Origin of the sequence: Boseongicola sp. (assembly GCA_014075275.1) — a bacterium.
GTDB lineage: Bacteria > Pseudomonadota > Alphaproteobacteria > Rhodobacterales > Rhodobacteraceae.
The window spans coordinates 2883366-2906278 of sequence record CP046179.1 but is presented as its reverse complement, the minus strand read 5'-3'; the positions used below and the strand labels follow the sequence as shown (position 1 = coordinate 2906278).

Annotated in this window: 21 protein-coding genes, 1 tRNA gene and 1 pseudogene; 9 read left to right on the top strand and 14 right to left on the bottom strand. The window is 54.1% G+C overall.

The features are described 5' to 3' along the window. Positions 1-39: 39 nt before the first annotated feature. On the bottom strand, positions 40-1431 hold the full coding sequence (locus GKR98_14620) for an ActS/PrrB/RegB family redox-sensitive histidine kinase (GenBank protein QMU59310.1): 1392 nt from the start codon (positions 1429-1431) through the stop codon (positions 40-42). 91 nt (positions 1432-1522) lie between these two features. On the opposite strand from GKR98_14620, the gene GKR98_14615 reads away from it, so the two are divergent. Both GKR98_14615 and GKR98_14610 read left to right on the top strand, forming a co-directional pair. Beyond that, entirely contained in the window at positions 1523-2131 is a 609-nt protein-coding gene (locus GKR98_14615) for an SCO family protein (protein QMU59309.1), read from the top strand. 62 nt (positions 2132-2193) lie between these two features. Then, positions 2194-2748 (top strand): ActR/PrrA/RegA family redox response regulator transcription factor, encoded by a 555-nt coding sequence (locus GKR98_14610; GenBank protein ID QMU59308.1) that lies wholly within the window; start codon positions 2194-2196, stop codon positions 2746-2748. Between the two features lie 59 nt (positions 2749-2807). Here the strand turns inward: GKR98_14610 and GKR98_14605 are convergent, their stop codons facing one another. Both GKR98_14605 and GKR98_14600 read right to left on the bottom strand, forming a co-directional pair. After that, positions 2808-3425 carry a hypothetical protein gene (locus tag GKR98_14605; GenBank protein QMU59307.1) on the bottom strand — a complete coding sequence of 206 codons (618 nt, stop codon included), beginning with the start codon at positions 3423-3425 and terminating at the stop codon, positions 2808-2810. Further along, positions 3418-3981: an HD domain-containing protein gene (locus GKR98_14600; protein QMU60115.1), complete on the bottom strand. Its 564-nt coding sequence runs from the start codon at positions 3979-3981 to the stop codon at positions 3418-3420. Before GKR98_14600 ends, GKR98_14605 begins: the two co-directional genes overlap by 8 nt. 326 nt (positions 3982-4307) lie before the next feature. Between GKR98_14600 and GKR98_14595 the strand changes: the two genes are divergently transcribed. Beyond that, positions 4308-4616, top strand: coding sequence for a hypothetical protein (locus GKR98_14595; protein QMU60114.1), 309 nt, complete (start codon positions 4308-4310; stop codon positions 4614-4616). A 63-nt stretch (positions 4617-4679) separates the two neighbouring features. Further along, positions 4680-6071 carry an adenosylhomocysteinase gene (locus tag GKR98_14590; GenBank protein ID QMU59306.1) on the top strand — a complete coding sequence of 464 codons (1392 nt, stop codon included), beginning with the start codon at positions 4680-4682 and terminating at the stop codon, positions 6069-6071. A 53-nt stretch (positions 6072-6124) separates the two neighbouring features. Here the strand turns inward: GKR98_14590 and GKR98_14585 are convergent, their stop codons facing one another. From GKR98_14585 to tsaD, 4 genes are all read right to left on the bottom strand, one after another. After that, entirely contained in the window at positions 6125-6520 is a 396-nt protein-coding gene (locus GKR98_14585) for a DUF1761 family protein (GenBank protein QMU59305.1), read from the bottom strand. Between the two features lie 77 nt (positions 6521-6597). Then, complete coding sequence (locus GKR98_14580) at positions 6598-7017, bottom strand: EVE domain-containing protein (protein QMU59304.1); 420 nt, start codon at positions 7015-7017, stop codon at positions 6598-6600. 2 nt (positions 7018-7019) lie between these two features. Continuing rightward, on the bottom strand, positions 7020-7979 hold the full coding sequence (locus GKR98_14575; GenBank protein ID QMU59303.1) for an NAD(P)H-dependent glycerol-3-phosphate dehydrogenase: 960 nt from the start codon (positions 7977-7979) through the stop codon (positions 7020-7022). Further along, entirely contained in the window at positions 7976-9055 is a 1080-nt protein-coding gene (gene tsaD, locus GKR98_14570; GenBank protein ID QMU59302.1) for a tRNA (adenosine(37)-N6)-threonylcarbamoyltransferase complex transferase subunit TsaD, read from the bottom strand. The genes GKR98_14575 and tsaD overlap by 4 nt, the downstream gene beginning before the upstream one ends. A 70-nt stretch (positions 9056-9125) precedes the next feature. On the opposite strand from tsaD, the gene GKR98_14565 reads away from it, so the two are divergent. From GKR98_14565 to GKR98_14545, 5 genes are all read left to right on the top strand, one after another. Beyond that, positions 9126-9815, top strand: a complete 690-nt coding sequence (locus GKR98_14565; protein ID QMU59301.1) for a hypothetical protein — start codon at positions 9126-9128, stop codon at positions 9813-9815. A gap of 95 nt (positions 9816-9910) precedes the next feature. Further along, on the top strand, positions 9911-11185 hold the full coding sequence (locus GKR98_14560) for a hypothetical protein (protein ID QMU59300.1): 1275 nt from the start codon (positions 9911-9913) through the stop codon (positions 11183-11185). A gap of 13 nt (positions 11186-11198) precedes the next feature. Continuing rightward, entirely contained in the window at positions 11199-12812 is a 1614-nt protein-coding gene (locus tag GKR98_14555; GenBank protein QMU59299.1) for a heme biosynthesis protein HemY, read from the top strand. 166 nt (positions 12813-12978) lie between these two features. Further along, positions 12979-13054 (top strand) — tRNA-Thr (locus tag GKR98_14550). Between the two features lie 326 nt (positions 13055-13380). Further along, a protein-coding gene (locus GKR98_14545) for an IS3 family transposase (GenBank protein ID QMU59298.1) occupies positions 13381-14729 on the top strand; the annotation gives its coding sequence in 2 pieces (ribosomal slippage) (positions 13381-13714 and positions 13714-14729; 1350 coding nt in all). A gap of 155 nt (positions 14730-14884) precedes the next feature. Here the strand turns inward: GKR98_14545 and GKR98_14540 are convergent. The 7 genes and pseudogenes from GKR98_14540 to GKR98_14510 all read right to left on the bottom strand — a co-directional run bounded on the left by GKR98_14540 (position 14885) and on the right by GKR98_14510 (position 22823). After that, the gene (locus GKR98_14540; protein QMU59297.1) at positions 14885-15061 is read right to left on the bottom strand and encodes a hypothetical protein; all 177 of its coding nucleotides are present in this window, start codon (positions 15059-15061) and stop codon (positions 14885-14887) included. Positions 15062-15064: 3 nt separating this feature from the next. Next, the gene (locus GKR98_14535) at positions 15065-15715 is read right to left on the bottom strand and encodes a hypothetical protein (protein ID QMU59296.1); all 651 of its coding nucleotides are present in this window, start codon (positions 15713-15715) and stop codon (positions 15065-15067) included. A gap of 116 nt (positions 15716-15831) precedes the next feature. After that, positions 15832-16587 carry a hypothetical protein gene (locus tag GKR98_14530; GenBank protein QMU59295.1) on the bottom strand — a complete coding sequence of 252 codons (756 nt, stop codon included), beginning with the start codon at positions 16585-16587 and terminating at the stop codon, positions 15832-15834. 774 nt (positions 16588-17361) lie between these two features. After that, entirely contained in the window at positions 17362-17973 is a 612-nt protein-coding gene (locus GKR98_14525) for an HAD-IA family hydrolase (protein ID QMU59294.1), read from the bottom strand. A gap of 265 nt (positions 17974-18238) precedes the next feature. Continuing rightward, positions 18239-19464, bottom strand: a pseudogene (locus GKR98_14520) (IS3 family transposase). Positions 19465-19896: 432 nt separating this feature from the next. After that, positions 19897-20931 carry a gfo/Idh/MocA family oxidoreductase gene (locus GKR98_14515; protein QMU59293.1) on the bottom strand — a complete coding sequence of 345 codons (1035 nt, stop codon included), beginning with the start codon at positions 20929-20931 and terminating at the stop codon, positions 19897-19899. Next, positions 20928-22823: a TIM barrel protein gene (locus tag GKR98_14510; protein QMU59292.1), complete on the bottom strand. Its 1896-nt coding sequence runs from the start codon at positions 22821-22823 to the stop codon at positions 20928-20930. Before GKR98_14510 ends, GKR98_14515 begins: the two co-directional genes overlap by 4 nt. Positions 22824-22913: the final 90 nt, after the last annotated feature.

Sequence of the window (22913 nt, the reverse complement as noted above, 5' to 3'; positions counted from 1 at the left end):
CTGCTTAACAGGCGGCTTGGCACGCAAAGCTGGACCTGCCTAGCCGGAAAACGGAACGTTTTCTCCGAGCGCTTCCCTGTCTCCACCGGCAAGCGCACCGAGATCCGCGTTCTCCCATTTTGCTTCAACGAAAGCCCCTGATCGCTGGCCAACGTCCCCTGAGGAACCAAAGAATTCTCGGCCATTTGCAAAGCTCATCTCGGCTCCGGAGCGCTCCAGTAAGGTCTTCGCAATGAACAACCCTAGGCCCATACCTTCGTATCCGGGACGACGGCGCGGGGTGCCGGGACGACGGCTGCGCACAAATGGGTCGCCAATACGGCCCATGACCTGAGCGTTAAATCCTGGTCCGTCATCGACGATGCGTACCGATATGTGTGTCGCGTCCCAGGAAATATCCAACCAGACGTTTTCCCGCGCGAAGTCGACGGCGTTCTGAACCAGATTGCGGATGCCATGAATGACTTCGGGTCGCCGATCAATTGTTGGATGTCTGGGGTCCGCGCCTTCGGCCTCGCTAATATCGTAGTGAATTGTCTTCCCGCGGCTTTCATGTGGTTCGGCTGCTTCTCGTATGACTTCGCCGATTGGGGCGCGTCGGGTCAGAAGATCGTCCTTTCCAGCCTGACCCATGGATCGCAGAATGTCGCGACAACGGTCGGTTTGTTGTCGGATCAGCGTCGCGTCTTCCATTAGATTTGGGTGGTCGGCGAGTTCCTCGATCAGCTCGGCACTGGCCAGTTTTATGGTTGCCAAGGGGGTACCCAATTCATGAGCGGCGGCCGCGACGACGCCGCCAATATCGGTGAGTTTCTGTTCGCGGGACAGGGCCATTTGCGTTGCGGCCAGGGCATCAGACATGGCGTGAACCTCTGCCGTGACCCGGCTGGCATAGAGGCCGAGGAATATTACACCAATGACGATCGCCGTCCAGAAGCCGAGAACGAAGTCCGGCGGCATTTGCATAACAAAACCCTGACGAGTTTGGAGGGGGATGTGCCATATGGTTACCACGCTCACCATTGCGATGGTTGCCGCTCCAATGAACGCTGTTGATGCGGGTTTCAGTGCGGTTGCGGAGATTGTGACGGGTGCCAGGATCAGCAGAGCAAATGGATTATTGAGACCGCCGGTTAAAGACAGAAGAAAGGCTAGTTGCGCGATGTCAAATAGCAGCATCCAGGCCACTTCGGCCTCGGACAGCCGCTTGTTTTCTGGAAACACGAACATTGCGACGAGGTTGGCAATTATTGAAATGCCGATGGCTAGGAAACACAGGCCAAGATTCAAATCCAGGTCGAACATGCGCTGGGCAATGGTAATGGCGACAAGCTGGCCAAGGATGGCGAACCAACGCAGCACAATTAAGGTGCGCAACCGAACCCAATTGGAGCGGTTCTCGCGCGGGTCGAAACTGGCTTCGTCGATCATCACAACCTCGTGGGTGGGTCAAGCTGTCCTGTTGTAGCCGGGCTGTTCGTGCCGGATCAATGAACCAAATCCATGTTTGAGGATCCGAGTAATGATGAAGCTTTATGCATCAGTGGCAGCCGTTGCTCTGGCGACGATTGTCGGAGGGACAGCTGTTTGGACAATATTGCGCCCCGGGCATGATTGCCCTGGAGCTGCGGTTGCCGGGGGGAGCGCGGCGATTGGCGGGCCGTTTGAGTTGTTGAATGCTGATGCGGAGATCGTCACCGATGTCGATATCATTGACGGGCCGACGCTGATTTACTTTGGCTATACCTTTTGCCCGGATGTTTGCCCATTTGATGTGGCACGGAATGTCCTGGCTGTAGATATTCTGGCGGAACAGGGAATTGAAGTGACGCCGGTCTTTATTTCAGTTGACCCGGAGCGCGACACACCTGAAATCGTTGGAGAATATGCAAACGACATGCACCCAACAATGATTGGGCTGACGGGCACCCCAGACCAAGTGAAGGCCGCCAGCCTTGCCTATAAGACCTACTACGCAAAAGGCGAGGGCGAGGGGGATTTCTACCTGATGAACCACTCGACTTTCACCTATTTAATGTTCCCGGACAAAGGTCTGATGAGCTATTTCAACCGCGATGTGTCCCCGGAAGCTATGGCAGAGGAAACAGCCTGCCATATCGCGAATGTGTAGCCAGCATTTGACGATGCTGCACCAGCAAACTAGGGTCATTCGGACGAAATAGGGATGCGCGGATGTCTGAGAGACAAATGAAGGATATCGGGCCAGATAAGACACTATTGCTTGTGGACGACGATGAGCCGTTTCTGCGCCGGTTAGCGCGTGCCATGGAAAAACGCGGGTTCGAAGTAGAGACGGCGGATTCTGTTGCGGCGGGAACAGCAATTGCCACGGCCCGACCGCCGGCTTTCGCGGTTGTCGATTTACGACTTGAGGACGGCAACGGACTGGATGTGGTCGAGCGCATCCGCGAGCGGCGCGCTGACAGTAAAGTGGTTGTACTGACAGGATATGGCGCTATCGCGACGGCGGTTGCCGCCGTAAAAATCGGCGCAACGGATTACCTTTCAAAACCAGCTGACGCCAACGATGTGACGGCAGCTTTGCTTGCTTCAGATGACGAGATGCCTCCACCGCCGGAAAACCCCATGAGTGCAGATCGAGTGCGTTGGGAGCATATTCAGAGAGTATATGAGCTGTGCGACCGCAATGTTAGTGAGACTGCGCGACGGCTGAATATGCATCGACGCACGTTGCAAAGGATACTGGCGAAACGGTCGCCAAGGTAGGTTTTTATGGGGCTTTGCCCCATGCCCCAAAGTGTTTCCCGACAGAAGAAGTTGATTGTCTACCGAGGCTGTGGGGCGGTCTGGGTAAAGGATGAGCGGCTCGCGATCTCATCAACGGCGGCTTCCATGTTGGGGCGTCCTCGCCAATTTGGTCCGCCGCGCACATCCATCCAAAGAACAGTTGAAGAAAGGGCAATATTGGGTAACGTGATGCCTTGTCCCAATTCGCCTGATGGTATAAGACTTTCGAGCCAGTCCAATGTCTTTTGAAGGCGCTCAAGATGACGTTCGGCAGGGTCATATCCGATAGTATTCTCGCGCACTGGTCCGAGACCGGTCCAGTCCTGATATTTGGCGGCAACCAAAGCGTCGCAGGCCTGGAGAATGGTCATCAGTATCTGGCGCTGTGACTGTGGTGCGTAGGCATCGGTTGGTTTGCCAGCCATTTCCCAAAGATGTTCAAGAACAAGGAACGTCGGAAACACGGCAGTGCCATCCGGCATGATCAGGGCGGGAACCTGGCCAAGAGGGTTGGCGCGAAACAGGTCCGGCGTCGGTGGAAATTCCTGTTGGGTTGGAGTGACTGGCAGATTCCATTCCATGATCAGAATGCGCGCCATGCGCGCGAAGGGTGATCCGGGGAAAAAAGTGAGCTGTATATTGTCCATGTCAGACATCTTTCAACAGGCGTTTGTGCTGAGCAATGTAATCGTTACGCACGTCAACAGGGGGCCGAAGTCTTAGCTTTAGTCCCTGAATATGGGTTTCGTCATGGGTGCCGAAGAAGCGATTGGCTTCGGTAAGCGTGAACCCGGCCAATTGCACGGCTTCGAGCCACGCGGATATCTTGTCGGCTTTTTTGATCTGGCGTTTTACCTGGGCCGGGATCATTGCGGGAAGGCCAAAACGAATATGGACGGCTGCCGCAAGGCGATCATCCAATGCGCCGTAGCCAGGACCAACTGCGGCTTTGACCGGCGAGATCATATCTCCGATGACATATTCCGGCGCATCATGCAGCAAGGCGGCAAGGCGCCACTTTGCGGGCGCTTTGGGATTTATGCGCGCAAATATCTCTTCCACGAGCAGTGAGTGCTCGGCGACTGAATAGGGGAAATCACCCTTTGTCTGGCCGTTCCACCGCGCGACGAAGGCCAATCCATGGGCGATATCTTCGATCTCGATGTCCATAGGGGTTGGGTCGAGTAAATCGAGGCGGCGGCCGGAAAGCATACGTTGCCAGGCGCGGGGAGGGGGTTTTGAGCGTGACATATTGAGAACGCTTGTGATCTGAGTGGCTGGTCGGGGTCAAGGTAGTTGGGTTTAAAACCATGCCCATCGGCAATTTATTCAATAGTTACCGGGTCGGCATGAAAATACCCCAATATCGGCCTTCTTTCAGGCGTAATTGAAGAGAAGGATTGAGTCAGAAGCGTTCAACTTTGAGCTAAATCAGAGGCTTCTGGATACGATTTCGAAACAATACGATTGGCATAATAAGTAACGACAGACGGGAGGAATGACAGGCAAAGCGGTGCATGCACCGCAGAAAGGAGACTATGATGCGACGCATCTTACCAAGCCTGGTCCTTCTGATGGCGATTACGCCAACTGCAGTATCTGCTCAGAATAATTGCGCGGCGCGCGATAGCGTTGTTGAAAAGCTGAAAGGCGGCTACGGCGAAACGTTTGCTGGTGGCGGCTTGCAAAACTCAAACCGTGTTTTTGAAGTTTGGCACTCGACCGAAAAAGGCACCTGGACCATTCTAATGACGATGGCAAATGGTACAACGTGCATTATGGCGTCGGGCACCAATTGGCGGGATGGATTTCCCGCGATTAACCAACCAGCAGGTATAAAAAGCTAAGCGCGGTTGCCGGGTCGTGGACCCGGTGCTAAGTGACCCGCAAACCTATGTAGGAGCGGGTTAATGCCGAAGGATTATGTAGTAAAAGATATCTCGCTGGCTGCGTTTGGCCGTCGAGAGCTGGACATTGCCGAGACCGAGATGCCTGGTCTGATGGCACTGCGCGAAGAATTCGCAGACAAGAAGCCGCTGAAGGGCGCGCGAATTGCCGGTTCTTTGCACATGACAATCCAAACCGCTGTTTTGATTGAGACTCTGATTGAGTTGGGCGCTGAAGTGCGCTGGGCGTCGTGCAACATCTTTTCGACGCAGGATCACGCCGCGGCGGCTATTGCTGACGGTGGCACACCTGTCTTTGCGGTTAAGGGCCAATCGCTTGAAGAACACTGGGATTATCAGGATCGCATTTTCCTGTTCGACGATGGCGCGAATATGATTCTGGACGATGGCGGCGATGCCACGCTGTATATTCTATTGGGTGCACGCGTTGAGAGCGGCGAGACTGATCTGATCGAAGTGCCGCAATCGGAAGAAGAGGTTGCTGTTTTCAATCAGATCAAGAAGCGCATGGCGTCTGATCCCGGTTGGTTCACCAAGCAACGAGACTTGATCCAAGGTGTTTCCGAGGAAACAACCACCGGTGTGCACCGTCTTTATGAGCTGGTGAAAGAAGGTCGGCTGCCTTTCCCGGCGATCAATGTGAACGACAGCGTTACGAAGTCGAAATTCGACAACAAATACGGCTGTAAGGAATCGCTGGTGGACGGTATTCGCCGGGCCACGGATACGATGATGGCAGGCAAGGTTGCTGTCGTTTGCGGTTATGGCGATGTTGGCAAGGGATCGGCAGCTTCTCTGAGGGGCGCGGGCGCAAGGGTCAAAGTAACCGAAGTAGATCCAATTTGTGCGCTGCAGGCTGCCATGGACGGGTTTGAGGTGACCTTGTTGGAAGATGAGGTCGCGACGGCCGATATCTTTATCACAACGACGGGCAACAAGGACGTGATCCGCATCGAGCATATGCGCGAGATGAAGGATATGGCGATTGTTGGAAACATTGGTCACTTCGACAATGAAATTCAGATCGCAAACCTGAAGAACCACAAGTGGACGAATATCAAAGAGCAGGTGGATATGATCGAGATGCCGTCGGGCAATCGTATGATCCTTCTGTCCGAGGGGCGTTTGTTGAACCTGGGCAATGCCACCGGGCATCCTTCGTTTGTGATGTCGGCGTCATTTACCAATCAGGTTCTGGCTCAGATTGAGCTTTGGACTAAAGGCGATGAATACGAGAACAAGGTCTATATTCTGCCAAAGCATCTGGATGAGAAGGTAGCCAAACTGCATCTTGCTAAGGTTGGCGCGAAACTGACCGAACTAAAGCCGGAGCAGGCGGACTATATCGGCGTGAAGCCGGAAGGCCCGTTTAAGGCTGATCACTACCGCTATTGATCGCGGATGAGGATATTAGGCGGCGTCTGGATTGGGCGCCGCCTTTTTGCTGCTTAAAACAGCGTTAGAATGAGACTCATTATCCCACAGCCGAAAGTCGCGTAACCTCCGTCGATCAGGGTGAGATTGAGCGGACGCATCGTGTATGTGTTGTTGATCAGGATCCACGGCGAAATGAAGAAGGCCCCAACGCCCAAGCCCGACAACAATCCTTTGCCGACAGAGTCAATTCCGGCCATTCCGAACATATGCCGCATCATGCCGGCGACGACTAAAATCGCGACAAATGAAATGACGTAAGGTGTAGGCGTGCTGGAGTTTTTCGGATTGCCATCCTCACCAACGGGCACGCCAGATACAGCCATCCATTGCTTGGCAAGTTTCATGTACCATAGGCTGCCAAATGCCCATGCACCGATTGCAGCCGCGATGATGTTGATGAGTTCCATGAATTACGCCCCTCTTTGATTGATTTTCGAAACTATGGAATGACATAGATTGGCGAACCAAGTCCATTTAACTCGGTTTAGTCACTTAGATCGGCCATGTTGCAGACGATCTTCCATTCTTCCTGGCTGACGGGCTGAACGGAAAGGCGGGTATTGTTGACAAGCACCATCTGCGAAAGTCGTTCATCTGACTTGATGTCCTGAAGGGTGACGGCGGTTTCAACAGGCCGCACCGCTTTGATATCAACGCACTCCCAGCGTTCATCATCTGTGGTGCTGTCCGGATGGGACTCGGCAATGACTTCAACAATTCCGACGACTGCCTTTTCCTTCTGCGAATGGTAGAAAAAGCCGCGATCACCAATTTTCATATCGCGCATATGATTGCGTGCCTGGTAGTTGCGAACACCATCCCACTCTTCGCCAACCTCGCCCTTGGCAACCTGATCGTTCCAACCCCAGGTGGAAGGTTCGGATTTAAATAGCCAATAGCGCATGATCACTCCTTTCGAACTGGTCTGGACAAAAGATTGCCGACCGCAGTTGAAACGTCCAGAGTTCCTTGGGTAACGGCAGCAACGGCTTGAGTTAGCGGCATATCAAGACCCGACCTATCAGCATCCTGAGCGATGGCAGCAGCTGTTGCAATGCCTTCAATAGTAGATGCCGCTGGGGGTTCGGAACGTCCGAATTGCTGACCGGCGTTGAAATTTCGGGACTTTTCCGATGTGCATGTGAGAACCAGATCGCCAAGGCCCGAAAGCCCATGAAGCGTCTCTAACAAAGCCCCTTTTGATGCTGCATATCGTGACATCTCGGCAAATCCGCGTGCGATGACAGAGGCGCGGGCGCTGTCGCCGAAGCCAGCACCAATGGCCATGCCAGCGGCCAGTGCGATGACATTTTTGAGCGCTCCACCAAGTTCGGCGCCGATTGTATCAGTCGTTCGGTAGAGCCGAAGTCTGGGACGAGACAGAGCCTCTTGAATTGTTTCGGCCCTCGCATCTTCCTTTGCTGCAAGAACAAGGGCAGTGGGCAATCCCTTGGCGATATCGGCGGCAAAACTGGGTCCGGTGAGTAGTGCTGGCGACGCCGACGGAAGAACCGCGTGAATTGTCTCGACAGGGCCAAGCCCTGTGCGTCGGTCGATACCCTTGCAACAAGCGACGAGCGTTCGGTTTGCCAGGCCAGGCGAATTTGCCAAGAAACCGCTGAGCTGTTGGGTGGGCACGGCGAGAAGGCAGATATTTGCCTTCACATCGTCGATATTCGTTTGAATAGTCAATGAATCGGGCAAACTGTGCCCCGGCAAGCGTGGGCCCGATTTGCGGGACTTGGACATTTGACGGGCTACGTCGGCATCGCGGCACCAAAGCGATACCTGCGATCCATCCAAGGAAAGGGCGAGCGCAAGGGATGTGCCGAAAGCACCTGCACCCAGTACACCTATCTCAGTCATGCTTTGGCTCCTTTCTTGCCCGAGCCAATCAGGGCAGGGGGGCGGGGGTCAAGGGGCCAGCGTGGCCTTGCGATTAGCGGGGTCATCCCCGAATGGTCGATGTTGCGCAGTTCGATGCCCGCCCATGCGATCATCGCGGCATTGTCGGTGCAGAGCGACAAAGGCGGGGCGACGAAGGCAACGCCCAAATCGGCTGCTACAGTCTCTAATGCTTGGCGAATTAGGGTGTTTGCCGCGACCCCACCCGCAACCGCCAGAGCAGGGTTTTCCGGAGAAACGGATAGAAATTCGGTGATGGCACGGCGAGATTTTTCGACCAGAACGTCGCAGACGGCGGCTTGGAAACTTGCACATAGATCCGCGCGGTCCTGTTGGCGCAACCCCTGGTGTTGTTCGATCAGCTTGTCGCGTTCGCGCAGCACCGCAGTTTTCAAACCAGAGAAACTCATGTCGCAGCCCGGACGAGACAAAAGTGGCCGAGGGAGTGCGAAACGGGTGCCGTCGCCTTTTTCTGCTTCGGCCTGAACGGCAGGGCCACCTGGTTGCGATAGACCAAGGAGGCGCGCCACTTTGTCGAATGCCTCGCCCGGCGCATCATCAATTGTACTTCCAAGGCGTAGGAAGTTGTCAGGCCCGTGGACAATGACGAATTGGCAATGGCCGCCGGAAACAAGCAGCATAAGGTAAGGAAACGAAAGATCATCGGTGAGGCGCGGGGTGAGGGCGTGACCTGCCAGATGATTGACCCCGATCAGAGGTTTCCCAGCGCCTGCTGCCAATCCGCGTGCCGTCATGACACCTGATAAGACGCCGCCGATCAGACCAGGCCCTGCAGTGACCGATATGGCATCAATCTGGGTCAGGTCGACATTTGCCTGTTTTAGTGCCTGTTCCACCGCGACATCTAATTTTTCGGCATGGGCGCGGGCAGCAATTTCGGGGACGACGCCGCCAAAAGCTGCATGGAGTGTTGCTTGGTCGGTCACAACAGATGACAGTATTGCGCGGTCTGACCGGACAACTGCCGCAGCGGTGTCATCGCAGCTGGACTCGATACCAAGAACAATGTCGGTCATGGGTTACCTTGCGTCGTGGTCGTGAGGCAGGTAACACCGGGGCGGCCCTCAGACAAGCGATCACGTCGAGATGACAACTGGCACCGCCACACTGCTTTTGACGCGACCTTTGGCGCAATCCGAGGAGTTCCTGGCGTCCTGCGAAGGTGAACTGGGCGTTCGTGTTCCGGTCGTGATCTCGCCGATTCTTAGAATTTCTGACGTTGGTGAGATTCCGAATCTTGAAAGCTATCAAACGATAATTGTGACGTCCGGGAATGCTGTTGCGAGACTTGGCCGAGAGGGCATTTTGGCTGGTAGGAATGTTGCTTGCGTTGGCGAGAAGACGGCCCAGGCGGCACGGGATCATGGTGCAACAGCACGGGCGCTTGGAGCGGATGTAGAAGCGTTTATTGCCGCCTCGCAGAGCCTTGAAGGTCGTTGTCTGTATCTGCGCGGCCGGCATGTCAGCGTCGATCTGGTCGAACGTTTGGCTGAGATTGGCATCAACTGCGATGAGGTGGCGATATACGACCAGATAGCGCAGCCTATTTCAAAAGCGGCGAGTGTCATCTTATCCGGTGATGTACCGATTGTTGCGCCAATATTTTCGCGCAGATCAGCACAATTGTTAGCGGCGCATTGCCAGGATCGAAAAGGGCTAAGCGTTCTGGCCGTAAGCGATGCGGTGGCCAAAGAATGGACGGGTTCGGGACGAGTTATCGTCGCCGATGAGCCGACTTCCGAAGCAATGTGTGCTGCGACAATTGCATTGCTATAGATGGGTTGCCTTGTTGGGCTGCGTCGCGATGATTAAGCTCTGATATGAAGTAACGGCCCGTAATTCGGGCCATGCGGTAAAGAGGATATCTGGCTTTGGCTCGCACGAAGAATTCGTCTAAAGGCCCGAAAAAAAACGAAGAAACGCATGAAGAAATCGTTGATGGCGACGATAAGAACCAATCGACAAACGAAATACCTAGCGAATCGTCGGACATAGAAGACGCCGTCGTGGTGGTCGAAGAGGCGGAAGACGCTAGTAGCGACAAAAATGTGGAAAGCAGCGAGACAGTGGAACCGCAGCCAGAGAACGGGGCTGCGGAGACTGAAGCTGAAACGGCAAACTCTGAACACGAGGTGCCGGAAGCTCCAACCAGACCTGAAGCTATACCTGCAACTGAAGCCGTCGAAACTGCGGCGAACAGTGGATCTGGGCTTGGGGTCGTTGTTGGCGGTGTGGTTGCGGGCGCGTTGGGATTTTTAATCGGGGCGTTTGCATTGCCGGATCAAGAGATGGCATCTGACCCGGAAGTTGCCGCTAGGCTGTCTGCACAGTCGGACAGAATTGCCGCACTTGGCGCTCGCATTGATGCGTTGCCGGATGCACCGGACAATTCGGGCATCATCGGGGACATTGATGTCTTACGGGTCCAAGTGGCCGGTGTTTCGGATCGGTTGGAACAATTGACAAGCGCAACCGAGGCATTGTCGGCGGAAATTGAAGGAATTGAGTCGCGACCAGCAGTGTTGACGCCCGACGGCGAAGCCGCGTTGGCGCTGCAACTGCGGGATTTCCAGTCGGAATTGGACCGCGTTACCGAGTCCGCTCGTTCCGAGATTGAAGAGGCCAAAGAGCGCGCCAGCCAAATTGAAGCAGACGCGATCAAAGAAGCTGAGCTTTCCAGGCAAAGAGCTGCGATGGCACAGATCATGGCTGCATTGGAAAGCGGAGAGGCTTACAGCGGCGCATTGGTTGAGCTTGGCGATGTGCCAGGCGCGCTGTCGGCCTTTGCCGAAGACGGTGTGCCAACGATGGCCGACCTTCAGGACGCGTTTCCAGAGGGTGCCCGTGAAGTCTTGCGCAACACGCATAGTGTTCCAGATGAAGCCAGCGCGGCTGATCGGGTTACAGCGTTTTTGAAACGTCAAACCAATGCACGCTCGTTGTCACCACGTGATGGTGACGATCCGGACGCGGTTTTGTCTCGTGCAGAGGCCGCATTGAACGATGGTGATATTGCGACCGCAGTTGCTGAAGTTAGTGCACTTCCGGCTGAGGCTCGCGCCCCTATGGAGCTGTGGCTGGCCGATGCGGGTGATCGGTTGGCGGCGACTGACGCTGCCCGAATGCTGTCAGAAGCTTTACAGTAAGGATGATTGATTGATGCTTTGGTCTTTGTCGAGAATTATCCTTTTTGTAGCGCTTGTGGGCGCTGCAGCCTGGGGGGCTGGATATCTGTTGGAAGCCGAAGGCGGAGTGCGCATTTCGGTAGCAGACACTGAGTTTACTCTGGATGCTTTGGTGTCCGTTCTGGCGTTGATTGCGCTTTTGATTGGTCTGTGGATTGCCCTGAAGCTGACGGGGTTTGTGGTTGCTTTCCTTCGGTTCTTGAACGGCGATGAAACTGCGATCACTCGGTATTTTGCCCGAAACCGTGAACGTCGGGGGTATGACACCCTTGCCGAGGGGATGATGGCGTTGGCATCAGGCGATGGTCGCACAGCCTTAAATAAAGCCGAGAAGGCGGAAAGATTTCTTCAACGTCCTGATCTGACAACACTTTTGACGGCTCAGGCAGCTGAGATGTCGGGCGACCGAGCCCGCGCCGAAGTGGCGTATCGCCGTTTATTGAAGGACGACAGGACTCGGTTCGTCGGTGTTCGCGGAATAATGCTGCAAAAGCTCAATGAGGGCGACACGGATATGGCGTTGAAGTTGGCAGGCAAAGCCTTTGCGCTGAAGCCCCGCTCCGAAGAGACGCAAGATATCCTGTTGAAACTGCAGGCCGGTTCCGGCGACTGGACCGGCGCACGCAGCACACTGGGTGCCAAGCTGAAGTATAGTTCGCTACCGCGCGATGTTCACAAGCGACGCGATGCGGTTCTGGCTTTGGGCGAAGCGCGGGACATATTGGACGAAGATAAAACAATCGAGGCGCGAGAGGCGGCAATTACAGCCAATCGCCTTTCCCCAGACCTTATTCCGGCGGGCATCTTGGCGTCGGATGGATATGTCGAACAGGGCAAACCGAAATACGCGACCCGCGTCATCCGCAAAGCCTGGACGGCGTCACCGCACCCGAGTTTGGCAGCGGCGTTTGCGCGCATTCAACCGGACGAAACACCTGCCGAACGGATCAAGCGGTTTCGCGTTTTGACTGCGCAGCACAATGATCATGCGGAAATTAAGATGCTTGAGGCCGAATTGCAGATCGCAGCGGAAGATTTCCCGGCTGCGCGCAAAGCCATGGGGGACTTAGTGGAAACTGATCCGACTATGCGCTCGTTGACGATAATGGCTGCGATTGAGCGAGGGTCTGGTGCCGATGACGTGGTCGTCAAAGGTTGGTTGGCCCGTGCTTTGAATGCCCCGCGAGATCCTCAGTGGGTTTGCGAGAGCTGCGGAACCGTGCATGGCGAATGGCATCCGGTTTGTGGAAATTGTGATGCCTTTGATTCCCTTGACTGGACCCGACCCGCCGAGCAGGCGACATCGATGGTCACAGGGTCGGAGATGCTGCCGTTGATTGTGGGTCAGATAGAATCGCCGCAAGAGCTGGAGGAAACATCAGACGCACCCGCGGATGAAGAGAAAGTAAATAGTTCTGAGGGATCGGATGATCTGACCGCACCGGAACCGGATGATGGACCAGAGCAGGAAAAAATCGAAATCATCGTTGAAGCGAAAACGGCGAAATCTCAGCAGGAGCCGCCGGACTATTCGATTATCGACGCTGGTGTAACAGAAGGTGAAGCTGGGTCGGGCAGGTCGAATTAAGGCTTGAAACGAATGCCATTTGAGGCTGAGAGCATCACTTTCGCGGGCTTGCAGTAGAATTAAAAATGGCTAAACGGTCGCGGCTGTTCGGGCAGTTGCAAGCCGGTGGTTTGCGCTGACGACGGCAAGTCGAGGAAGTATGTTTGGGTCGTATTGCAGGCCAATTGCCGCTGTAGCTCAGATGGTAGAGCACGTCATTCGTAATGATGGGGTCGGAGGTTCGAGTCCTCTCAGCGGCACCAAAACAGACTCGTCGGTCTGTGACACCCCCTAACACTTTGAACGGTAACGCTATTTGCGCGGTTCTAGCCCCCTTAATTCGGTGGTATTGAAGACGGTCTGCAAAGGCCAGTTTGAGGACGGTGCGGCGGAGGGCAATGTGAGCTGTTTCCCAGAGTTTCCAAGGGCTTGCGAGAAATGTGAGGACAGGTTCTAGTTTTTCCTCATACGTTCCGCCTGTTTGGCCAGTTGTTCGGCAAAGATTGTCTGACTTCAGCGCTTATGGTCCAGTTTAGTGCTATTTGATAAGGGAGGGTTTGTTGCTCATCGTAACCACCAAGGAGTGGAGATGAGACAGACATCCGGACGAAAGAGCCACGGCGAGAAGATCGTTAAAGACATCCGCCGCGCTACCCGCAAGCAGTATTCTGCCGAAGAGAAGATCAGGATCGTGCTGGACGGCTTGAAGGGCGAGGATAGTATTGCCGAGCTGTGCCGTCGCGAAGGTATCGCCCAAAGCCTGTATTACAGTTGGTCCAAGGAGTTCCTTGAGGCTGGGAAGAAACGACTGGCCGGTGATACGGCCCGTGCCGCGTCGACGACTGAAGTGAAAGACCTGCGCCGTGAAGCCCGAGAGCTGAAGGAGGTCGTTGCCGAGCAAACCCTTGAACTACGCTTGCTCAAAAAAAGCATGCTCGGGGATGGGGGCGACTAAGAATGAGATATCCTGCATCTGAGAAGATCGAGATTATCCGGCTCGTTGAACGGTCGCACCTGCCGGCCAAACGGACGCTGGACAAGCTGGGCATCCCCAAGACCACGTTCTATCGCTGGTGCGACCGGTATGAGTCCGGTGGCCCCGAGGCATTGGAGGACCGCAGCCCCAAGCCGTCGCGAGTTTGGAACCGCATCCCCGACAAAGTGCGCCAGCGGATCGTCAATCTGGCGCTGAACGAGAGCGAACTATCGCCCCGCGAGTTGGCCGTAAGATTCACCGATGTGGAAAGGTATTTTGTGTCAGAGTCTTCGGTGTATCGCGTCCTCAAAGAACACGATCTGATCACCAGCCCCGCCTATGTCGTTCTGAAAGCAGCCGATGAGTTCAGGGACAAGACGACGGCGTCCAACCAGCTTTGGCAGACTGACTTCACCTATCTCAAGGTCATCGGTTGGGGCTGGTTCTACCTCAGCATGATCCTGGACGACTACAGCAGCTACATCATTGCCTGGAAGCTCTGCACGACGATGAAGACGACAGATGTAACCGACACGCTGGACCTGGCGCTCGAAGCCTCGGATTGCGATCAGGCTACAGTGCTACACAAGCCGCGGTTGCTCAGCGATAATGGCTCAAGTTACGTCTCTGGCGAGTTGGCCGGCAGGCTGGAAGATCGGCAAATGGATCACGTCCGAGGTGCGCCGTATCACCCGCAGACCCAGGGCAAGATAGAGCGTTGGCATCAGACCTTGAAGAACCGCATCTTGCTGGAAAACTATTACTTGCCAGGTGACCTCACGCAGCAGATCGACGCCTTCGTCGACCACTACAACCATCAGCGATATCACGAGAGCCTGCAGAACCTGACGCCCGCTGACGTCTACTTCGGACGCGGTCAAACCATTCTGAAACAACGACAAAGGACCAAACAGAAAACCATCGAAACACGCCGCTTGATTCACCGCAAAACGGCCGAATAATCAAACAATCTAGATGAGCCAGATACTCTCTCATTTCAGGCCGCTCTGAAGACCATTATCTCTGAAGACGGGCATACTAGGCTGCCAATGACCGCAATGTCGATCGATGTAGAAGCTCTGAACGAGGTTATAAAGCGCCGCGAAATATCATTTGTCTAGTCGACCAGACCCGCACTTTCCAGATATCCGACCATCCCTTCGATATTAAGCTCGCGCCAGGCATCGTATTGGCCCCAATCTGAATAGGCGTCCATTGTCACATCGGCTTTCAACTGCTCGATCGATTTGTCGTCTTTCAGGCCGGCCAGCACCGCAGCGCGCAGGCCGGTCATATATTATCCAAGCGCATCCTCAAGATCAGCCTTGGTGCCCACACTGCCATGCCCAGGCGCGAATATTTCGAAGTCGATCGTCAACGCCGTTTCAATTTGGGCAATCCAATCGTCAATATTTGCTCCCCCAAAATTTCGGAATGGAAGGCGTTTTGGCGCCGCTACATCAACGATGAAAGCCACATTCTCGGGGCGGACCACGGTTACAAGCATATGGTTGTCATGCCCACTGCCAAGATTTGTCATCTCGAAAGTCTTGCCGCCAATTTCCATGACATGGGTGTCACTCACGCGCATGTCGGGCACCACCCCGTCAATGGCGTCTGGAGCGTCTTCATGGGCAATCGTCACGGCGTCCGGGTGCGCGTTGCCGCCAGACGCGTGGTCGCCATGACTATGGGAATAGATCAAATGGGTCACTGGCATCTCTGCAACTTCAGAAAGATTGTCGTTCAACCAATTTCCTGCCTCCGAATTGATCGGATCGATGCGCACCGTGCCTTCGGCTGTCGAAACGATCAGTGACATGTGAAAATTGTTCTGGAACAAATACACATCGCCTGCCACGTGGTGGAACTTTCGGGTCGTGTCTTGCGCAAAAGCAGGCAAGGCAAGGGCTGCGCATAACGCCGCAATAGATATAGTCCGTAACATCTTCATCACTCCCTGCGTTGTTTTAAGTAGGGATAGCCTGAAGCAACAGCGGGTATAGGCACAAGAAGTTTGTCAGCACTTATTTGTGAGGACTTGCGGACAGTAGGCGCTGATGGCTACAGCATAAGCGCTTTGTTCACCTTGGCTGCTTTGCTCTGGTACTTAGTAACATCAACCCCACGCTCTGATAGTGCATCGGAAAGTTCAGTTTCGCTAAGCGCCTCGATTGCCTGTTTCGTCATCTTCATGAAATTGATCTTTCGTTTGTATGGCGGGTTTGTTTCACCGAAAAAGCTGCGGTTCTCAAACGTAAATTCGTCGGCGTATTTGCCCATGAAGTATGACAGAAACGTGTTGATACTTGCCCGAATGCGCGGGTCAGCCTCTGATAGGTGCGATGAGGTTTCCAGCGTCTCCAGCATCAGATTGGACCACAGTTCCGCTCCTTTTTCGTTCATCAGTTGCATCGCGTTGTGCGTGTGATGAATGTTCAGCCGGTATTCCGCGCCATGGTAGTAGGGTCCGCCGCCCATTACATCGATCCACATCGATGCTTGTGTGTTGATGTGATGATTGATGCCACCGACACGCTCGAAAACGGACTTGAACCAGTCATCTTGTGTAAAGACGCGCTGATAGAAGCTCTGGACGAGCGCCACGATAGAGCCCTGACCAAGCACAGAGTACAATTGCCAGAACTGGATCGGCTTTGACACTTCACTTGGTGCTGTCAGCGACAGTATTTCCGCCATGCGGTGAGCTTCAGCCGGCAATAAATCCTTGGCCACTGCAGATTGGATGTAATCCCGTTGGATCTTTTCGGTCATATACCCGGGTCGCGTCGGGAACTTGGGAAGGTCAGCGTGTGCCATGTTAATCTTTCGCGGGTTCTCTCACCCCTTGTGATGCAAGGTTTCGTTTCGCCGATGCGGCGCCTTCGATGCCGGACCGATGACGTATGAAAGGAGCCCGTGAGATTCAACCCATGCAACAATTGATGGGCCTAGGGCGAGAAAAGGCAATTCTTCTTAGAGGAGGATTCCAGAAAGATGCTCAGTGGAAGACGGTCGCGACGTTTCGCCGTAAAGCGATCGGCCCAAACCGGCCATTGAACAAAGATCATAACGGCGTGCTCCAGCATTCCGAAAGCCGACGTTCATTGATATTGCCGCATTTCGAGTGCTCAGAGGTCGGCTAAGCGGGACGGAGCCGCCTTTTGCTGCTGCGGTTTTCGCTGGTGCAGCATCCGTTCGCAGGTGCAGCAGCGATCTTTCGGCGGTGCAGCCGACTTCACCAAACCAGCCATTCAACTTGAGCATTGCACGGCAATTTCAAACTGATCTTTCGCTGCGCCTTGGTCGAACTCGTAGGTCGCTGGACAAAACCGACATTCCTTTTTCACTCTTCGCTGACGCAGCAAATAGTCGTCAACGCGGAACGCTTTTCGCTACGATGCCGTTTACTTTACGGAAGCAGCCATGCGATGTCGTTGCGAGGCGCAGAACTGAACTGCTATTTCGCCGCACGCTGCCGGAACCGCTGAAAAGCGGGGCTGTGCACGCCGGATAGCTCAACTATTTGTCGATAACCGGCAAGCGATAATAACGTTCACACCGAACTCGAAGTGAGCGTTCATAAATCAGTGCCTATGCCAAAGTGAGTAAACCTTCCTTGATCAGTTGAGCCGTTAAAGTCGACGCATTTTGAAAATGGTGTGCCTTCAAACCAACGGCCATCGCTCCTTCACAATTGCCCTTGTTGTCATCGACAAAGAGCGTCTCTGAAGCGGTAAGTTCGTTTCTCGAGATGCATAGCTCGAATATCTCTGGGCTTGGTTTGATCAGCCCTTCACGCGCTGACACCAGCACATCGGTCATTCGGTCAACTTGCGGAACTGTTGTTCTTGCAGCCTGAAAACTTTCTTCAGCAGCGTTTGTCAGGCCAAGAACGTTGACGCCGCTGTTGATGAGTTCGTTGACGAGGTTTGGCATACCTTCTACCGGGTCTCGGTGGGCATCCTGCAATTTCGCATAGTATGCATCAAATATGTCAGCGTCATTGGGGTGGTTGTCGGCGACCCACATGAAACCCTCGGCCCAGCTTCGGCCACGATCCTGCTCTGTGTTCCATGCAAAAAACTCAATCTCCTCGAATTTTGCTAACATATCTGACTTGCTTGGAAAAAAATCGGACAGAGCATTATATGGCTCCCAACGTACAAGGACATTTCCGAAATCAAAAATGACGTTCTTTAGCATACGGCAGTTCTTTCGGTGAGCGTAATGAACAGTAGAGGAAGTTACTCAACTGCCAGGAGAGCCTGAACAACGTCACACCCGCCGACGTCTACTTCGGGCGTGACAAAGCCATTCTAAGACAACGGGAAAGGATCAAACGAAAGACGCTCGAAGCGCGGCGCTTGCATCACAGACAGCGCGCCGCATAATAACATCAACCAGACGAGCCAAACTCTTTACTTGTTTAAGCAACTCTTGGTTCCCAAAACCCTGACGACGGACACTGCAGGCTCTCGTGATATCGCTGATGGTTGTAGTGGTCGACGAAGGCGTCGATCTGCTGCGTGAGGTCACCTGGCAAGTAATAGTTTTCCAGCAAGATGCGGTTCTTCAAGGTCTGATGCCAACGCTCTATCTTGCCCTGGGTCTGCGGGTGATACGGCGCACCTCGGACGTGATCCATTTGCCGATCTTCCAGCCTGCCGGCCAACTCGCCAGAGACGTAACTTGAGCCATTATCGCTGAGCAACCGCGGCTTGTGTAGCACTGTAGCCTGATCGCAATCCGAGGCTTCGAGCGCCAGGTCCAGCGTGTCGGTTACATCTGTCGTCTTCATCGTCGTGCAGAGCTTCCAGGCAATGATGTAGCTGCTGTAGTCGTCCAGGATCATGCTGAGGTAGAACCAGCCCCAACCGATGACCTTGAGATAGGTGAAGTCAGTCTGCCAAAGCTGGTTGGACGCCGTCGTCTTGTCCCTGAACTCATCGGCTGCTTTCAGAACGACATAGGCGGGGCTGGTGATCAGATCGTGTTCTTTGAGGACGCGATACACCGAAGACTCTGACACAAAATACCTTTCCACATCGGTGAATCTTACGGCCAACTCGCGGGGCGATAGTTCGCTCTCGTTCAGCGCCAGATTGACGATCCGCTGGCGCACTTTGTCGGGGATGCGGTTCCAAACTCGCGACGGCTTGGGGCTGCGGTCCTCCAATGCCTCGGGGCCACCGGACTCATACCGGTCGCACCAGCGATAGAACGTGGTCTTGGGGATGCCCAGCTTGTCCAGCGTCCGTTTGGCCGGCAGGTGCGACCGTTCAACGAGCCGGATAATCTCGATCTTCTCAGATGCAGGATATCTCATTCTTAGTCGCCCCCATCCCCGAGCATGCTTTTTTTGAGCAAGCGTAGTTCAAGGGTTTGCTCGGCAACGACCTCCTTCAGCTCTCGGGCTTCACGGCGCAGGTCTTTCACTTCAGTCGTCGACGCGGCACGGGCCGTATCACCGGCCAGTCGTTTCTTCCCAGCCTCAAGGAACTCCTTGGACCAACTGTAATACAGGCTTTGGGCGATACCTTCGCGACGGCACAGCTCGGCAATACTATCCTCGCCCTTCAAGCCGTCCAGCACGATCCTGATCTTCTCTTCGGCAGAATACTGCTTGCGGGTAGCGCGGCGGATGTCTTTAACGATCTTCTCGCCGTGGCTCTTTCGTCCGGATGTCTGTCTCATCTCCACTCCTTGGTGGTTACGATGAGCAACAAACCCTCCCTTATCAAATAGCACTAAACTGGACCATAAGCGCTGAAGTCAGACATGGGCTACCGCCCACCGGCCCCCGAATCCATCATCCCGATGGAACCAAGGCCGATCATGTACTAACATTCAAATTGAACCACTTAGGCGGGGCTGATCAGCACCAATTTCCAAAATCCGTGAAGAACTGCCATTGGTTTTGTCGGCAAGGACCCGAGCCAACGATCATTGCGGATCACTGAAATCCATCCACTTACCGGAACGGGGTTTTCGTGCCGTTTGCAGCATTTCGAAAACTAGATTGGCTGGTGTGGACGAAATCTAAACTGAGCTTTGCCGTCGCTAATTGATTCAATCTGCTAGCGATAGCAAGGCAGGCGCCTGATCTCCTTTGGAGTCCCTCGGACGCTAAAAAGGCTTGTCGCAAATCCTTTGTTTTCGGCCATGCCTAGCTGCCTTCTTTATTGCGTCTAAGACTTGGAGGTTTCTAAAACCCTCCTCGGCGGAAACTAAGGGCTGGACGTTGTTTTCTATGACATCGAGAAAGTGCAAGAATTGCTCTTTGACCGGATCTGCAGATTTGACTGACGGCTTTGTCACTTCGATTGGAGACCACCAACTTTGTTTTCCGGGATGCTGCCACAGGCTGAGGTCTGGGACAGAAAGTGACCCTTTGGTGCCTCCCAACATGTAACAAGACATTTCTGTTTTTGGATATGCTGGGTTTTCCCCCGCCGTAAGCTCCCAGCTCCAGGGAGCAACAACAGTGTCAGAGATTGAGACTGTTCCAAGGACACCTGTATCAAATTCCAATATCACCGCGCTGGTGTCTTCTACTTCGTATCCGCGTACAGAATGGCTTTCTGATGCTTGCACCGCCGTTATGTCGCCACAGAAGTGACGGAGCAGATCAATGTCGTGGATCAGGTTGATGAACGTTGGTCCTGCCCCAGCTTGCTTGCGCCACACGACGTTAAAATACTCATCGGGCTTCAACAGCCAAAACTGTGCGTTGACGGTTACCAAACGTCCTATGTTGCCGGACTCGATGGCAGTTTTGGCAGCCTTTACAAATGGACTGTGCCGCCTGTGGTGGCCGACCAGCACCGCCACATTGGATTCGCGTGACAGCTCCACAATCTTAAGAGCGGAATCCGAGCAATCAGCCAGTGGCTTTTCAATAAGTGTCGGGATACCCGCAGTAATAAAGGCAGCGCCATGCCTGTGATGTAATTGGTTCGGGGTGGCAATTATTGCGCCGTCGGGATGATTGAATTTCAGATAGTCGTCGACAGTTTTGAACCATTTAGTATCCGACTTAGAAGCAAGCTCTCTGGCTTCGACAGTCGGGTCGATGATCGCGTCCAGCACCGCGTTGGCCCTTACGATTTCGATGTGCTTCTGGCCAATGAGGCCGGCACCCACTACAGCAATTCGCTTCATTGGTGAGACATGTTCTCTTTCGATAGATGTCGGCGCAGCGCCGCGGTCCTGAATGGTGCGTTCATGGCGCCATATCCGGTATATCCTTGTCCACGCTCAACGATTTCCACAAAAAACCCGCTTGAATGGGGCTGGCTATAAAGTTGATAAAACCGGCGACCGTCTTCCTCGTCATAAAGGATGTTGAACTTTTCGATCCTGGAACGCTCGGCGGCGCTTAGACAAAAGCGGGCGGCAATATCGTCGTAATAATTCGGCGTCATGGGCAGGCTTTCAAAGCCAAACAAGGAAAGTTTTGATGCCGTTTCGAAAATGTCCGCAGTTTCAAAAGCAATGTGCTGAACCGCAGAACCGGATTTGTCCGCTATGAACTGCCCGGCCACGGTACGGTCTGTCTCGACTCCATTAAGCGTCACTCGCAGACCAGCACCAGCATCCGGCGACTCGATAACTTGGCTGCGAACAATTCCACCCGGATCGATCACGTCTACAACCTGTTTCTTCTGAAGATCGAACAAAGACGTATAAAACAGCGACCATGTCAGCATGTCTGAATAGTTCGTGCTTTGTGCGATATGGTCGATACGCGTCAGATTTACTCCAGTCGATTGATCCGTAGGCACACGCTTAAATTCAACATCCCAAACCCGCGACAGCCCGGATGGTTCGTCAACGAAATGCATGACATCGCCGCCAATAGCTTGGATGGCAGGCAGGTCCAATTCGTTCTCACCGGTGGATTGTGCAAAGGGTTCGACGCCCAATGCTTGCGCGCGCGTAATCGTTGCCGGTGCATCATCGACCCTCAGCCCAATATCGCAAACCGAAGTTCCGCGCGCTCTAAAGGATGTGCGCGCGAAACCGCGACGTTCGGTATTGAGAACGATCCTAATGTCGCCCTGACTCCACAAGGACACGGCTTTGTTGATGTGTTGGCCGGTTTGTTGAAATCCGAGCGTGGTCAAAAACGATCCTAAATGCCCAGCTTCTTCGATGCTGGTCGCGAATTCGACAAACTCCACACCATAGACCGCCGCGCGCTTGGGCATTGTCGGCACATTCAATGTGGGCGCAGGTTCACCCAGCACAACGTCGTTCATCAGCGCCATCAGCGAACGGTGACCGTCCTTTGCAATTGCTCGCGCATCGCCGCCCCGAAACTGATCGTTGAATATTTCCAGCGAGATCGGCCCGGAATAACCCGTTGCCACCACGGCTCGCATGAACGCCGCAATGTCCAAATCACCTTCACCGGGCATATTTCGAAGATGGCGCGACCAGTAAAGCAGATCCATTTCGATCAGCGGCGCATCGGCCAATTGAACGAAGAAAATCTTGTTACCCGGAATTGACCGGATGCTTTCTGGCGAAAGTTTGCGACCCAATGTGTGAAAGCTGTCGACGATAATGCCAATGTTGTCATGATCAGCCCTGCGCACAGCCTCCCAAGCGTCGCGGTGATCGTTAATATGGGTGCCCCAAGCCAATGCCTCATACCCAACACGAAGGTCGCGCCGTGCCGCGCGTTCCCCCAACTCGCACAAGTCCGCTGCGGTTCGATCGATGCCGCCCAAGGCTTTCGGATGCACGGTGGAACAAATCAACATCAGGTCGGTTCCAAGTTCCTCCATCACATCGAACTTGCGCTCGGCCCGATCAAAGGCGCGGCTACGATCCGGCTCAGGAAGGCACTCAAAGTCGCGAAACGGTTGAAATAACATGACTTCCAGGCCGTGATCTCGAACCATGTTCCCCACTTCACGCGGGGACTGGTCATAGGCGATGAAGTCCTGCTCAAAAATTTCGATGCCATCGAAATTAGCATCCGAAATTGCGCGGAGCTTCTCGGGAAAATCACCTGAGATGGACACAGTCGCAATCGAGGTCTTCATGGTGTGGTCCTCTTTTGGAGATGCATGGACAATATGAACGGAATGTTTCAACCGGAACTGGCGCAAGCCACTAAGCTCCGGAAACCTTCC